The following is a 14,209-nucleotide window of genomic DNA, read 5'->3' as shown; positions in this document are numbered from 1 at the left end:
GCCCGAAGCAGATAAACGCAGTCGAACCGGCAAACACCAAATAAGGGAGAAACCGTGGCACTTGACGTGCTTACCGACCTGAACAAGGTCCGCAACATCGGCATCATGGCCCACATTGATGCCGGCAAGACCACCACCACCGAACGCATTCTGTTCTACACCGGTGTCAACCACAAGATCGGCGAGACCCACGACGGTGCCTCCACGATGGACTGGATGGCACAGGAGCAGGAGCGGGGTATCACCATTACCTCCGCAGCAACCACCTGCTACTGGGACAACAACCAGATCAACATCATCGACACCCCGGGTCACGTTGACTTCACTGTCGAAGTTGAGCGGTCCCTGCGCGTCCTCGATGGCGCCGTAGCCGTCTTCGATGGCAAGGAAGGCGTGGAGCCGCAGTCCGAGACTGTCTGGCGCCAGGCTGACAAGTACAACGTTCCGCGTATCTGCTTCGTCAACAAGATGGACAAGCTCGGCGCTGACTTCTACTTCACCGTCGACACCATCATCAACCGCCTTGGTGCCAAGCCGCTGGTTATCCAGCTGCCGATCGGCGCCGAGAGCGACTTCGAAGGCGTCGTCGACCTCGTAGAAATGCGTGCCCTGACCTGGCGCGGCGATTCCAAGGGTGATGTCACCATGGGCGCCAAGTACGAGATCGAGCCCATCCCGGCCGATCTTCAGGAAAAGGCTGAAGAGTACCGTGCCGCGCTGATCGAGGCTGTTGCCGAGGCCAGCGACGAGCTGATGGACAAGTACCTGGAGGGTGTTGAATTCACCCTCGAGGAAATCAAGGCCGGCATCCGCCACCTGACCATCAACTCGCTGGTATACCCGGTGCTTTGCGGCTCCGCGTTCAAGAACCGCGGCGTACAGCCGATGCTTGACGCCGTCGTCGCCTACCTGCCGAACCCGCTTGACGTGCCGAACATCAAGGGCCACGACATCCGCGACGAAGAGATCATTCTCGAACGCGCCGCTGATGCCAACGCTCCGTTCTCGGCCCTGGCGTTCAAGGTTGTGACGCACCCGTTCTTCGGCCGTCTGACCTACATCCGCGTGTACTCCGGTCACGCTGCTTCCGGCGCCCAGGTCATGAATGCGACCAAGCAGAAGAAGGAGCGCATCGGAAAGCTCTTCCAGATGCACGCCAACAAGGAAAACCCGGTCGACGAGATCACGACGGGCCACATCTACGCCGCTATCGGCCTGAAGGACACCACCACGGGCGACACCCTGTGCGACCTTCAGAACCCGATCGTGCTGGAATCCATGAGCTTCCCGGAGCCCGTGATTTCCGTGGCCATCGAGCCGAAGACCAAGGGTGACCAGGAGAAGCTCTCCACGGCCATCCAGAAGCTCTCCGAAGAGGATCCGACCTTCCAGGTCTCCCTCGACGAAGACACCAACCAGACGATCATCGCCGGTATGGGCGAGCTGCACCTGGACATCCTGGTTGACCGCATGCGCCGCGAATTCCGCGTCGAGGCTAACGTGGGCAAGCCCCAGGTTGCCTACCGCGAAACCATCAAGCGCGCTGTGGCCAAGCATGACTACACGCACAAGAAGCAGACCGGTGGTTCGGGCCAGTTCGCAAAGGTCCAGATCGCGATCGAGCCGCTGGATACGTCGGAAGGCGTATTCTACGAGTTCGCCAACAAGGTCACCGGTGGCCGTATTCCTCGCGAATACATCCCCTCCGTTGACCAGGGTATCCAGAGCGCCCTCACCGAAGGTGTGCTCGCCGGTTACCCCGTAGTCGGTATCAAGGCAAGCCTGCTTGACGGTGCCTACCACGATGTTGACTCCTCGGAAATGGCGTTCAAGATCGCCGGACGACAGGCTTTCAAGGAAGCCGCCCGTCTGGCGAACCCTGTACTGCTTGAACCGCTGATGGATGTTGAAGTCCGCACCCCTGAGGAATACATGGGTGAAGTTATCGGTGACATCAACTCCCGCCGCGGCCAGATGCAGTCCATGGAAGACGCCGCAGGCGTCAAGGTCATCCGCGCCCACGTGCCGCTGTCCGGCATGTTCGGGTACATCGGCGACCTGCGTTCAAAGACGCAGGGCCGTGCCGTGTACTCCATGTCGTTCAACAGCTACGCAGAGGTCCCGAAGGCAGTAGCCGACGAGATCATCCAGAAGGTGCGCGGCGAATAAAACCCTGGTTGGTGTTCCGGGGGCAACCCCGGAACACCAACCGTGTGCAGCGGGCCATGGCCCAGGCCGGAAGCCCGCTGCATAGCCAAACTGAGCGGCCTCGCTAGGCTGCTGCGGAAAAACGGCAATTTCATCAAATAAACAGCCCCCAGTAGACTTACATCAGTTTCAGCAGCGAGAAGCGCTGTTGAAGATTGAGTCTTCAACCTTTCTAGGAGGAACCCGTGGCGAAGGCAAAGTTCGAGCGGACTAAGCCGCACGTCAACATCGGCACCATTGGTCACGTTGACCATGGAAAGACGACGTTGACCGCTGCCATTTCGAAGGTACTTGCTGACAAGTACCCTGATCTGAATGAACAGCGCGATTTCGCTGCTATCGACTCTGCACCTGAAGAGCGCCAGCGCGGCATCACCATCAACATCTCTCACATCGAGTACCAGACCGAGAAGCGCCACTACGCACACGTAGACGCCCCCGGTCACGCTGACTACATCAAGAACATGATCACTGGTGCAGCTCAGATGGACGGCGCGATCCTCGTGGTTGCCGCTACCGACGGTCCGATGGCACAGACCCGCGAGCACGTCCTGCTCGCCCGCCAGGTTGGTGTTCCCTACCTGCTGGTCGCACTGAACAAGTCCGACATGGTCGACGACGAGGAACTTCTGGACCTCGTTGAAATGGAAGTTCGCGAACTGCTGAGCTCCCAGGAATTCGACGGCGACAACGTTCCCGTCGTGCGCGTCTCCGGTCTCAAGGCTCTGGAAGGCGACCCCAAGTGGGTTGCTGCCGTTGAAGAGCTCATGGACGCCGTTGACAACAGCGTGCCGGACCCGATCCGCGACAAGGACAAGCCGTTCCTGATGCCGATCGAGGACGTCTTCACGATCACCGGTCGTGGAACCGTTGTCACGGGCCGCGCCGAGCGCGGTACCCTCGCCATCAACTCCGAGGTCGAGATCGTCGGCATCCGTCCGGTCCAGAAGACCACGGTTACCGGTATCGAGATGTTCCACAAGCAGCTTGACGAAGCATGGGCAGGCGAGAACTGTGGTCTCCTGCTCCGCGGCATCAAGCGCGAAGACGTAGAGCGCGGCCAGGTTATCGTGAAGCCGGGTTCCATTACCCCGCACACCGATTTCGAAGCCAACGTCTACATCCTGTCCAAGGATGAAGGCGGACGCCACAACCCGTTCTACTCGAACTACCGCCCGCAGTTCTACTTCCGTACCACGGACGTAACCGGCGTTATCACCCTGCCTGAGGGCACGGAAATGGTTATGCCCGGCGACAACACTGAGATGACCGTTGAGCTCATCCAGCCCATCGCCATGGAAGAAGGCCTCGGCTTCGCTATCCGCGAAGGCGGCCGCACCGTTGGTTCAGGCCGTGTCACCAAGATCATCAAGTAATTTCCTTACTTGCTGAATCTTCGGTGAGTTCCAGGCCCGCGGGCCCGGAAACGAACTGAGGGAAGTCCCCGCTGCTGATGCAGCGGGGACTTCCTGCTTTTAAGGACCCCGCAGTTATCCCCAAACCGCCGCCGCGTCAGTAGAGGCCTCCGACAGCACCTAGGATGTGGAGCAGTTCACAGTCTTGCCGACGGGAAGTTGATGCACCATGGGGACAGTCTTGCTGATATTGCTGCTGGTGGTGCTCATACTGATGGGGATCGGGTTTGGCATCGGCTGGTTCTGCCGTGGGCTGAGAATGCCGCAGGCCGCAGCGGTTACCGCACCGGGGTCCGCGGCGGCGCCCGTGCCCGCGCCAGTACCCGCACCCATGGTGACCGTACCGATGGCACCGGCACCGGCACCGGCACCGGCACCGGCACCTGCACCTGCACCGGCGCCGTCCGGCCCGCCCGCGTTGTTCCCGCCGCCGCAGCCGTCGACTCCGCTCCTGCCCGGACCGCTCCCACCCGGACCGGCTCCGGCCCCGTCCGCCGCCGCGCAGCAGCAACAGCCGGCCTTCCAGGTGCCTGTCCGCCCGTCCCACCAGCCGGAGCTGCCGCCCTTGGCGTGGGCGGCCCTCCCGGCCCAGGCTCCGCCGTCCCCGGAGGAGCTGGCCGCGAGGGCGGCCGCCGAGGACGCCCGAAAGCGCCGCCGCGACCTGCGCAACATCAACATCACGCTCTACGCCGCGTGTCTGCTGCTGGTAGCGGCGGCCGCCCTGTTCATCGGTTTGGCCATACCGGAAACGGCGCGGTTCGCCGGCGTCACAACCGTCGCGGGCCTGTTCTATGCGGGCGGGCTGGCGGTGCACGCCCGCAGTCGGCGGCTGCGCCCTGCGGCCGTGGCGTTTACCGGAACCGGGCTGGCCCTGATTCCGGTGGTGGGGCTGGCCCTGCACAACTTCGTGCTGTCCGATGCGCCGCTGGCCTGGCTGGCCACCTCGGTCGCTGGGACTGCGGCTTTCGCCTACGCGGCCGCGAAGCTCGACAGCAAAGTGGTGGCGTACCTGTCGATCACCTTCCTGCTGTCCACGGCCTTGGCCTCCGGCGCCTCGATGCGCTCCGGAATCATCTGGTACTTCCTGTTCACCGTGGTGCTGGCCACTGCCCTTTCCCTGGCGGCGCTGCGCCGCCCGCGCTGGGTCAGCAACATCTACCTCGATGCCTTCGTCCGGTCCCACCGTTTCCTGGTTCCCGCCGCTGCGGCGGCCGCACTGCTCACGGCGGGGGAAATGGGCGGCTGGCAGTTTTCCTTCCTGTTCCTGGCATTCGCCGGCTACTACGCCGTGGTCTTCCTGCAGGCACGGGGGACCGAGCGGCTGGTCAACAGCTATGGCTCCCGGATCACCGCCACGGTCGGTTTGGCTGCACTGACCTACAAGCTCAGCGACGACGACGGCGGCATGCTGGTGCTGGCCGCGTCGCTGGCAATCGCGCTCCAGGCTGCCGGGCTGCTGGCCTGGCGGGCCCGCTACAACGCGCTGGGCGGCAGGACGTACTTCACGGCGGACATAATCGTCCTTTTGAGTCTGCAGGCGCTGGCCGGAGTGGCAGCAGGGCTGTACGCGACGCTTCCGTTCAACCGGGTGGCGAACGGCACGGGGGTCTTCACCGCTACGGCCGTCCTGGTCCTGCTCACGTTCATGGCCGCGGCGTGGAGGGTCGCCGCCGTACCGGCCGCCGCTCCCGCGGGGGCAGTGCTGCTGGGGTTCATGCCACGGGTGGCTGATCCCCGCGACGGGTCGCTCTGGCCGGCGGCGCTGCTCGGAGCCCTGCTCACGGCCTACTTCGTGGTGCGGGCGGTCCGTTCTGCCGGGATGCCGCGTCACGGCTTCGTCCTTGCGGCCCGGGCTGCGGCCACCGGCCTGGTTCCGGTCCTGGCCGTCGCCGTGTGCGAGACCGCAGGCGCCGGCCCGGCGGAAACCGTGCGCTGGGCGCTCCTGCTGAGCGCCGCGGCCGTGTTGGTGAACCAGTTGGTCTCGCTGTACCTCCTGGCCGCCGGCTGGCCGGTGCGCTTTGCTGAGGCTTCATTGGGTGCTGCTGCGGGGTTGGCGGCGCTGCTGACGCTGTCGCTGCGGTTCACAGAGGCACCGGGGTCGGTGTTGCCGCTGTGGGTGCTGTTCGCGTCGCTGGCGGTCAATGTGTTCACGACGCTGGTTTCGCTCCGGGCTCCGGTGGTGTTGGTTTGGCTGGAGTGGATGGCGCCGGCCGGGTTTGTGGTTGCGGCGGGGCTGGGCGCGGGTCTGCTGGGGGTGCGCGGCTACGAGGTGCTGGCCGGTGCTGCGCTGGCGTATTCCGGGTTTATGGCGGTGCGGGGGGCTCGGCCGGGGCAGCGCGGGGTGTATCTGCTGGCATCCCAGTTACTGCTGGCAGCGCTGGCGGCTTTGATCACCGCGGATCTGGACCAGGCGGTCCACGGGGTGTTCACGGCAATTGCCGTGTCGGTGACGGTTCAACTGGTGCTACGGACACTGCTGCAGGACAAATTCGCAGGGTTCGGGATGAACCAGCTGGTGAGCGTGGCGCAGTGGGGGAGCCTCGGGGTGTTGACGCTCCTGCCGTTGCTTTATGCCGAGGTTGCAGTCCGACCCCTGGCCGGCCTGCAGGCCGCCCTGCTGGCGACGGCTGCCGGTGCCGCGGTGTTCCTGCAGGTATCGATGGTGTTCCGGCGGGCCGGGGCCAGGCCCGTGCCTGTTGCGGATGCTTCGCTGGTCGCCGCCGCCTGCCTGGTGCCGCTGGTGACGGTGGTGCTGCGGTTCACGGAGGATCCGGGCACGGTGCTGACTCTGTGGGTGTTGTTTGCGGGGCTCGGTGCCAACGTTTTGATGACGCTGGTTCCGCCGCGGATCGGTGCGGACCGGTCCGCGCTGGAATCGGCCGGGGCGGCCGGCTTCGCCGTAGCGTCGGTCGTCGGCGCCGGCCTGCTGGGCGTGCGCGGCTACGAGGTGCTCACGGCGGCCGCTCTGGTCTATTGCGGCTTCATGGCCCTCCGCCGGGCGCGGGCCGGATTGCGCGGGCTGTATGGACTGGCTGTCCAGGCGCTGCTGGCGACGTTAACGGCCCTGGCCGCAGCCGACCTGGATCTGGGCGTCCACGGAGGGTTCGTCGCCGTCGCAGTCTGCGTTGCTGTGACGCAGGTGCTGCGGTCGCTGCTGCAGGACCGGTTCGACGTCGTGGGACAGGGCCCGTGGGCGGCGGCCGCGCAGTGGGGGAGCGTGGCGGTGCTGGTGCTGCTGCCGTTCGCCTACGCGGTTACAGCCCATGCAGGCGTACAGCGGCACGTCGTGGCCGTGTCGCTCGTACTGCTTCCTGCCCTGTCCCTGGCTGCCTTCCGGCGCACCCGGGACGGGAGGGAGCTCTACCCTGCGGTCTACGCCCTGGGCCTGTTGCCGGTGGTCCTGACTTCCGTGTTCGGCTTCAGCGATGCCGGGCCGCTCGGCGGCGGTCCAACAGGGGCACCGCTGTCGCTCACCGCAGCATGCAGCATCCTGCTGGCCCTGGCCGCAGCCGGGCTGGCCGCGGAGACGCGTGCGGCCGGGACCGACGTCCGGAACCCGGTCCTGATCGGCGCCGGGCTGGCCTGCGTATTGGTGCTGCCACTGGCCGGACTCGCCGGGAACCAGCTGCTGACCGGACTGGCTGTACTGGTGGCCGCTGCCGGTTTCCTCATCGTCTCCTTCACCCGCAGGCAGCCATGGCTGGCGGCAGTCACCGTCGCCGCAGTTCCGGCCGCCGCCTTCCTGATTCATGCCTGGCTCATCAGCGATGTCCTGGTGATCCGGCCGCAGCCCGGGGCCGCGCAACTGTGGCCCGGATTCGCTGCCGCTGTGGTCCTCTACTGCGCGCGATATGTCATGTCGGTCCTGCCCTCGTCGGCCCCGACGGTGCTGCGCGGGCGGATTCTCGGCTCCGGAGCGTCAGTCCTTGCCGCCGCAGCGGCTGTCGCGGCCATGTCATCCGAGAATGCCTCCGCCGTCTACGGATCCGTGGTGCTGATCGCCGCGCTGGCCGCCGCAGTGTGGGAATTTCCGCGGGCATGGCGCGAAAGTGCCGGAGAAGCAGCGGCCCTGGTGGCAGCCCTGGCCGTCGAACGGATTATCTGGCACTTCGCAGACAGCCTGGGCTGGTTCTGGTCCCTGCAGTACTGGGTTGTGGTGCTGGCCGCGCTGGCCGCCTACGAGTTCCGGCGAAACCGCAGCCTGCGCGGCACCGCCGTGCTGTGTGTGTCGGCGGCGATACTCACCGGATCGGGTCTGAGCAGCATCGTCAGCGCCGATGCCGGAGAGCAGATCTGGGCGCTGCTGGGCCACGCCGGGCTCCTGGCCTTCGGGGTCCTCACCAACAGGCGCCTATTCACCGTCTGGGGAGCTGCCGGCGTCGTCCTCGCGGTGCTCTGGTATCTGCGTGGCTATACATTCCTGCTCCTGGCGCTGCTCGCGGCGGCCCTGATCGCCCTGGCCGTCTGGCGGCTGACCCGGGTGCGGGTGGACGCAGCCGACGACCGGGTCCCCTAGGGAGGGGCACCGGGGTGGACTAGTATCGACAGATGGAAATACTGATAGTCCTCGCCGTCGCCGTGGCCCTCGCCGGCGCAGTGGGGTGGGGAAGGCGGCATTTCCGCCGCGAGATCGACCGCGCAAAGCGGATCCGCCGCGCCAACCGCAACGACCGGCCCTAGCCTCGGCTCTCCGGTTACGGCCGGACCGTGATCCCGGACGGCGTTTCCGGACCGGTCCGGTACTGCGCTAGACTGGTAGGCGTTGGCTTCGGCCCGGTCCGACCGATTGGCGGAACGGCCGTAGTTCTGGCAGACTAGAGAAGTTGTTCAAGCGCTTTAGTGCCCACATGTGCCTCGTCCGGTCCTCACGGTCTGGCAGGCAATGTGATGAGATTGCGTCCCGGTCAGGATAATGCCTGATGCAGGGTCGGATCCTTTAGGGAAAAAGCCCATATATAACCCGCCCCCAATCTAGCCCCGGGCGTCGCAGATCCACGATCCGCGACACGCCCGAGCGCGGGGGTCGGAGCCTCGGCAGGGTGAGGAACCCGGATTTATCCGGATTCAGTCTGTTGGAGGAGTGCCAGGCCGTAAAGGCAGCTAGGTACAAAAACTGTACAGAGAGCAATACTCGAAGAAAGAGGCACGACGCCATGGCGGGACAAAAAATCCGCATCCGGCTGAAGTCGTATGACCACGAGGTCATCGACGTATCAGCACGGAAGATCGTTGAGACGGTCACGCGTGCAGGCGCAACGGTAGTGGGCCCCGTGCCCCTGCCCACGGAAAAGAACGTTTACTGCGTTATCCGTTCGCCGCACAAGTACAAGGACAGCCGCGAGCACTTTGAAATGCGCACGCACAAGCGTCTGATCGACATCATTGACCCCACGCCTAAGGCCGTTGACTCGCTGATGCGTCTTGACCTGCCTGCTGACGTGAACATCGAAATCAAGCTGTAGGGGGGGGGAGCGGATACTTATGTCTACTTCACTTACACGCCAGGTCAAGGGCCTTCTGGGCACCAAGCTGGGCATGACCCAGGTCTGGGACGAGAACAACAAGCTCATCCCCGTCACCGTCGTCAAGGCTGACTCAAACGTCATTACACAGCTGCGCAACGCGGAAAAGGACGGCTACACCGCCGTTCAGATCGGCTACGGCCAGATCGACCCGCGCAAGGTGACCAAGCCGCTGGCCGGCCACTTTGAAAAGGCAGGCGTTACGCCTCGCCGCCACGTTGTCGAACTGCGCACCGCTGACGCCGACACCTACGAGCTGGGCCAGGAACTCTCTGTTGAGATTTTCGAAGCCGGCCAGAAGGTCGACGTCACCGGAACCTCCAAGGGTAAGGGTTTCGCCGGTGTCATGAAGCGTCACGGCTTCCACGGCGTCGGTGCCTCTCACGGTGCACACAAGAACCACCGTAAGCCCGGTTCCATCGGTGGCGCATCCACCCCGGGCCGCGTCTTCAAGGGTATGCGGATGGCTGGCCGTATGGGCGCCGTCCGCCACACCACGATGAACCTCACGGTTCACGGTGTGGACGCCGAGAAGTCGCTGCTGCTGATCAAGGGTGCCGTACCCGGCGCCCGCGGCCAGGTCGTCCTCGTACGCACCGCCGTGAAGGGAGCTTAGTCTCATGGCTAACGAAACCACTGTTGAATTCCCCGCAGCGCTCTTCGACGTTCAGACGAACGTTCCTCTTCTGCACCAGGTAGTAGTTGCTCAGCTTGCAGCTGCACGCCAGGGAACGCACAAGACGAAGACCCGCGCAGAGGTGTCCGGCGCAGGCCGCAAGCCGTTCAAGCAGAAGGGTACCGGCCGCGCCCGTCAGGGTTCCATCCGTGCTCCTCACATGACCGGTGGTGGCGTTGTCCACGGACCGACGCCCCGCGACTACAGCCAGCGCACCCCCAAGAAGATGATTGCCGCCGCCCTGCGCGGAGCACTCTCCGACCGGGCACGCAACGGCCGCATCCACGTGCTGGAAACCCTGGTAGCCGGCGAAACGCCGTCGACCAAGGCTGCACGCGACACGCTGCGTTCACTTTCCGACCGCAAGAACATGCTCGTTGTCATCGAGCGCGCCAATGACGTTGCTGCACTTTCCGTGCGTAACCTCACCGATGTTCACGTGATCTACGTAGATCAGCTGAACACCTACGACGTGCTTGTTGCCGATGACGTGGTCTTCACCAAGGCTGCCTACGACGAGTTCGTCGGCAAGAACACTGTCAAGGAGGACGCCAAGTGAGCGCGACCACCGCAAAGGACCCTCGCGACGTGGTGCTGGCACCCGTCGTTTCGGAAAAGAGCTACGGCCTGATCGACGAAGGTAAGTACACCTTCCTGGTCGACCCCCGCTCCAACAAGACCGAGATCAAGCTGGCCGTGGAGAAAATCTTCTCCGTCAAGGTCGACTCGATCAACACCATCAACCGTGCCGGTAAGCGTAAGCGGACCAAGTTCGGATGGGGACAGCGCAAGAACACCAAGCGCGCCATTGTCACCCTGAAGGACGGCACAATCGACATCTTCGGCGGTCCGCTCAGCTAGGGCGGAGACCACTTTAACGAGGAATAAATAATGGGAATCCGTAAATACAAGCCGACTACACCGGGCCGTCGCGGCTCGAGCGTAGCCGACTTCACCGAAATCACGCGGTCGACGCCGGAAAAGTCGTTGGTACGCCCGCTGCCCAAAAAGGGTGGACGTAACAACACCGGTAAGATCACGACCAGGCACAAGGGTGGTGGACACAAGCGTCAGTACCGTCTGATCGACTTCCGCCGCCACGACAAGGACGGCGTCGACGCTCGCGTTGCCGAGATCGAATACGATCCGAACCGTACCGCTCGCATTGCGCTGCTGCACTACGTTGATGGCACCAAGCGTTACATCATTGCTCCGAACAAGCTCAGCCAGGGCGACCACGTAGAGGCCGGAGCCGGAGCTGACATCAAGCCCGGCAACAACCTGCCCCTGCGCAACATCCCCGTGGGTACCACTATCCACGCCGTTGAGCTGCGTCCGGGTGGCGGCGCCAAGATGGCCCGCTCCGCCGGTGCATCTGTTCAGCTTGTCGCCAAGGAAGGCCGCTTCGCCCAGCTGCGTCTGCCTTCCGGCGAAATCCGCAACGTTGACGCACGCTGCCGCGCCACGATCGGCGAGGTCGGCAACGCCGAGCAGTCGAACATCAACTGGGGTAAGGCCGGCCGTATGCGCTGGAAGGGCGTACGCCCGACCGTCCGCGGTGTCGCCATGAACCCGGTCGACCACCCGCACGGTGGTGGTGAAGGTAAGACCTCCGGTGGACGCCACCCGGTCAACCCGAACGGTAAGCGCGAAGGCCGCACACGCCGCCCCAATAAAGAGAGCGACAACCTCATTGTGCGTCGCCGTCGTTCCGGCAAGAACAAGCGATAGGAGCCTGGAAACATGCCACGCAGCCTGAAGAAAGGCCCCTTCGTCGACCAGCACCTGTTCCTTAAGGTAGCGGCCGAAAACGAAAAGGGCACCAAGAACGTCATCAAGACGTGGTCCCGTCGTTCGATGATCATCCCCGACATGCTCGGGCACACGATCGCCGTACATGACGGACGTAAGCACATTCCGGTGTTTGTCACGGAGTCGATGGTCGGGCACAAGCTCGGCGAATTCGCCCTGACGCGGACATTCCGCGGCCATGTGAAGGACGACCGCAAGGGCAAGCGCCGCTAGGCGCTGCTCTTTCGGCAGAAGACGAGAGAAGGAAAGCAATGGAAGCCAAGGCAATTGCGCGTCATATCCGCGTAACGCCTATGAAGGCCCGGCGCGTCGTCAACCTTGTTCGTGGCAAGCAAGCGAATGAGGCTCTGGCAATTCTGAAGTTTGCCCCCCAGGCAGCATCGGAGCCGGTACTTAAGGTAGTTCAGTCGGCCATGGCCAACGCACGAGTCCTCGCGGACCGTGACGGCCTGGCCTTCGACGAGGGTGACCTCTTCATCAGCGATGCATTCGTTGACGAAGGGCCCACCATGAAGCGGTTCCAGCCCCGTGCACAGGGCCGCGCGTACCGCATCAACAAGCGGACCAGCCACGTCACCGTGGTTGTCGCAACCCCCAAAATCGAGGAGGAACGCTAAGTGGGACAGAAGGTTAACCCGCACGGGTTCCGACTCGGCATCACCACTGACCATGTGTCGCACTGGTTTGCTGACAGCAGCAAGCCGGGCCAGCGCTACAAGGACTTCGTCCGCGAGGACATCAAGATCCGTCAGCTGATGTCCACCGGCATGGACCGTGCCGGTATCGCCAAGGTTGAGATCGAGCGCACCCGTGACCGTGTCCGCGTGGATATCCACACGGCCCGCCCGGGTATCGTTATCGGCCGCCGCGGCGCCGAAGCAGACCGCATCCGCGGCGAGCTGGAGAAGCTCACGGGCAAGCAGGTTCAGCTGAACATCCTCGAGGTCAAGAACCCCGAGATGGAAGCACAGCTTGTTGCCCAGGGCGTTGCTGAGCAGCTCTCTTCCCGCGTGGCTTTCCGCCGTGCGATGAAGAAGGCCATCCAGTCCGCACAGCGTGCCGGCGCCAAGGGTATCCGTATCCAGTGCTCCGGCCGTCTGGGCGGCGCAGAAATGAGCCGTTCGGAGTTCTACCGCGAAGGCCGTGTGCCCCTGCACACCCTCCGCGCGCAGATCGACTACGGCTTCTTCGAAGCCAAGACCACCTTCGGCCGCATCGGCGTGAAGGTCTGGATCTACAAGGGCGACGTCACCGCCAAGGAACTGGCTGCACAGCAGGCTGCTGCACCGTCCCGCGGCCGCTCCAGCGACCGTCCGGGCCGCGGCCCGGCCGACCGTGGAGACCGTGGAGGCGACCGTCGTCGTCGTCCCGAGCGTGCTGACAAGGCCGCCGCGCCTGCTGCTGCAGAGGCTCCGGCCGCTGAGGCAGCTGCCCCCGCAGCAGAAGGAGGACAGGCTTAAATGCTTATCCCACGTCGAGTCAAGTTCCGTAAGCAGCACCACCCGGGTCGTTCCGGCGCTGCAACCGGCGGCACTGCAGTCAGCTTCGGCGAGTGGGGCATCCAGGCTTTGACGCCTGCGTATGTCACCAACCGCCAGATCGAAGCTGCACGTATTGCCATGACGCGCCACATCAAGCGCGGCGGAAAGGTCTGGATCAACATCTACCCGGACCGTCCGCTGACGAAGAAGCCGGCCGAAACCCGCATGGGTTCCGGTAAGGGTTCTCCGGAGTGGTGGGTTGCAAACGTCAAGCCGGGCCGCGTTCTCTTCGAGATCTCCGGTGTTAATGAAGAGGTAGCTCGTGAGGCCCTGCGCCTGGCGATCCATAAGCTGCCGTTGAAGGCACGCATTGTGCGTCGCGAGGGTGGTGAATAGAAATGGCAATTGGTTCAAAGGAACTGGCACCGAAGCAGCTGGACGGCTTCGATAAGGACCGTCTCGTCGAGGAACTTCGCAAGGCCAAGGAAGAGCTGTTCAACCTCCGCTTCCAGTCCGCAACCGGTCAGCTGGAAAGCCACGGCCGTCTGCGCGTTGTAAAGCGCGACATCGCCCGCATCTACACGGTGCTGCGCGAGCGCGAGCTGGGGATTCGTCCCGAGGTCGTTGCTCCCGTCGAGGAAGCAGCTCCTGAAAAGGCAGCGAAGAAGTCCAAGAAGAAGGCTACCGAGTCTGAAGCTCCGGCCGAGGTCGCTGAGGATGATGCCAAATGAGTGAAAACAAGAATGAGGCAGCAGTGACAACTGACGCAAACGGAGCCGATGCCCGCGGGTACCGGAAGACCGCACGCGGCTACGTGGTCTCTGACAAGATGGATAAGACCGTCGTTGTTCAGGTTGAAGACCGCGTCAAGCACGCCCTGTACGGAAAGGTGCTTCGCCGCACCTCGAAGCTCAAGGCCCACGACGAGCAGAATGCTGCCGGAGTCGGTGACCTCGTGCTGATCGCCGAAACCCGGCCGCTCTCCGCTACGAAGCGGTGGCGCCTGGTCGAGATCATCGAGAAGGCCAAGTAACAACAGCAGTACATCCGGCCGGCCGCCGGTGAGCTGATCCCCTCGGGGAGGGCTCGCCGGCA

General features: G+C 63.9%; 15 protein-coding genes. All 15 read left to right on the top strand.

What is annotated here, in order from left to right:
- Positions 1–54: 54 nt before the first annotated feature.
- The 15 genes from fusA to rpsQ all read left to right on the top strand — a co-directional run bounded on the left by fusA (position 55) and on the right by rpsQ (position 14,147).
- The gene (fusA, locus tag KKR91_RS13490; protein WP_210228055.1) at positions 55–2,169 is read left to right on the top strand and encodes an elongation factor G; all 2,115 of its coding nucleotides are present in this window, start codon (positions 55–57) and stop codon (positions 2,167–2,169) included.
- 224 nt (positions 2,170–2,393) lie between these two features.
- Positions 2,394–3,584: an elongation factor Tu gene (gene tuf, locus KKR91_RS13485; RefSeq protein WP_210228057.1), complete on the top strand. Its 1,191-nt coding sequence runs from the start codon at positions 2,394–2,396 to the stop codon at positions 3,582–3,584.
- 208 nt (positions 3,585–3,792) lie between these two features.
- Positions 3,793–8,139, top strand: coding sequence for a hypothetical protein (locus KKR91_RS13480; protein WP_210228058.1), 4,347 nt, complete (start codon positions 3,793–3,795; stop codon positions 8,137–8,139).
- Between the two features lie 32 nt (positions 8,140–8,171).
- Positions 8,172–8,303, top strand: a complete 132-nt coding sequence (locus tag KKR91_RS17130; protein WP_273544678.1) for a hypothetical protein — start codon at positions 8,172–8,174, stop codon at positions 8,301–8,303.
- 473 nt (positions 8,304–8,776) lie between these two features.
- Entirely contained in the window at positions 8,777–9,085 is a 309-nt protein-coding gene (rpsJ, locus tag KKR91_RS13475) for a 30S ribosomal protein S10 (protein ID WP_003803825.1), read from the top strand.
- Between the two features lie 19 nt (positions 9,086–9,104).
- A complete protein-coding gene (gene rplC, locus KKR91_RS13470; protein WP_210228060.1) occupies positions 9,105–9,761 on the top strand; it encodes a 50S ribosomal protein L3 in 657 nt (218 codons plus the stop codon).
- Between the two features lie 4 nt (positions 9,762–9,765).
- Positions 9,766–10,380, top strand: a complete 615-nt coding sequence (gene rplD, locus KKR91_RS13465) for a 50S ribosomal protein L4 (protein ID WP_210228061.1) — start codon at positions 9,766–9,768, stop codon at positions 10,378–10,380.
- Positions 10,377–10,682, top strand: a complete 306-nt coding sequence (gene rplW / locus KKR91_RS13460) for a 50S ribosomal protein L23 (protein ID WP_104052736.1) — start codon at positions 10,377–10,379, stop codon at positions 10,680–10,682. Before rplD ends, rplW begins: the two co-directional genes overlap by 4 nt.
- Before the next feature lie 30 nt (positions 10,683–10,712).
- Complete coding sequence (gene rplB, locus KKR91_RS13455; protein ID WP_210228063.1) at positions 10,713–11,552, top strand: 50S ribosomal protein L2; 840 nt, start codon at positions 10,713–10,715, stop codon at positions 11,550–11,552.
- Positions 11,553–11,564: 12 nt separating this feature from the next.
- Positions 11,565–11,846, top strand: coding sequence for a 30S ribosomal protein S19 (gene rpsS / locus KKR91_RS13450; protein WP_104052734.1), 282 nt, complete (start codon positions 11,565–11,567; stop codon positions 11,844–11,846).
- Between the two features lie 38 nt (positions 11,847–11,884).
- On the top strand, positions 11,885–12,250 hold the full coding sequence (gene rplV, locus KKR91_RS13445) for a 50S ribosomal protein L22 (protein WP_210228065.1): 366 nt from the start codon (positions 11,885–11,887) through the stop codon (positions 12,248–12,250).
- Positions 12,251–13,093, top strand: coding sequence for a 30S ribosomal protein S3 (rpsC, locus tag KKR91_RS13440; RefSeq protein ID WP_210228067.1), 843 nt, complete (start codon positions 12,251–12,253; stop codon positions 13,091–13,093).
- Positions 13,094–13,510 carry a 50S ribosomal protein L16 gene (gene rplP / locus KKR91_RS13435; protein WP_104052731.1) on the top strand — a complete coding sequence of 139 codons (417 nt, stop codon included), beginning with the start codon at positions 13,094–13,096 and terminating at the stop codon, positions 13,508–13,510. It abuts the gene before it with no gap.
- 2 nt (positions 13,511–13,512) lie between these two features.
- The gene (gene rpmC / locus KKR91_RS13430; protein WP_152219777.1) at positions 13,513–13,845 is read left to right on the top strand and encodes a 50S ribosomal protein L29; all 333 of its coding nucleotides are present in this window, start codon (positions 13,513–13,515) and stop codon (positions 13,843–13,845) included.
- Positions 13,842–14,147, top strand: coding sequence for a 30S ribosomal protein S17 (rpsQ, locus tag KKR91_RS13425; RefSeq protein ID WP_210228069.1), 306 nt, complete (start codon positions 13,842–13,844; stop codon positions 14,145–14,147). Before rpmC ends, rpsQ begins: the two co-directional genes overlap by 4 nt.
- Positions 14,148–14,209 lie beyond the last annotated feature (62 nt).

The organism is Arthrobacter jiangjiafuii (assembly GCF_018622995.1).
Lineage (GTDB): Bacteria > Actinomycetota > Actinomycetes > Actinomycetales > Micrococcaceae > Arthrobacter_B > Arthrobacter_B jiangjiafuii.
This window is presented reverse-complemented; position numbering and strand designations above follow the sequence as displayed.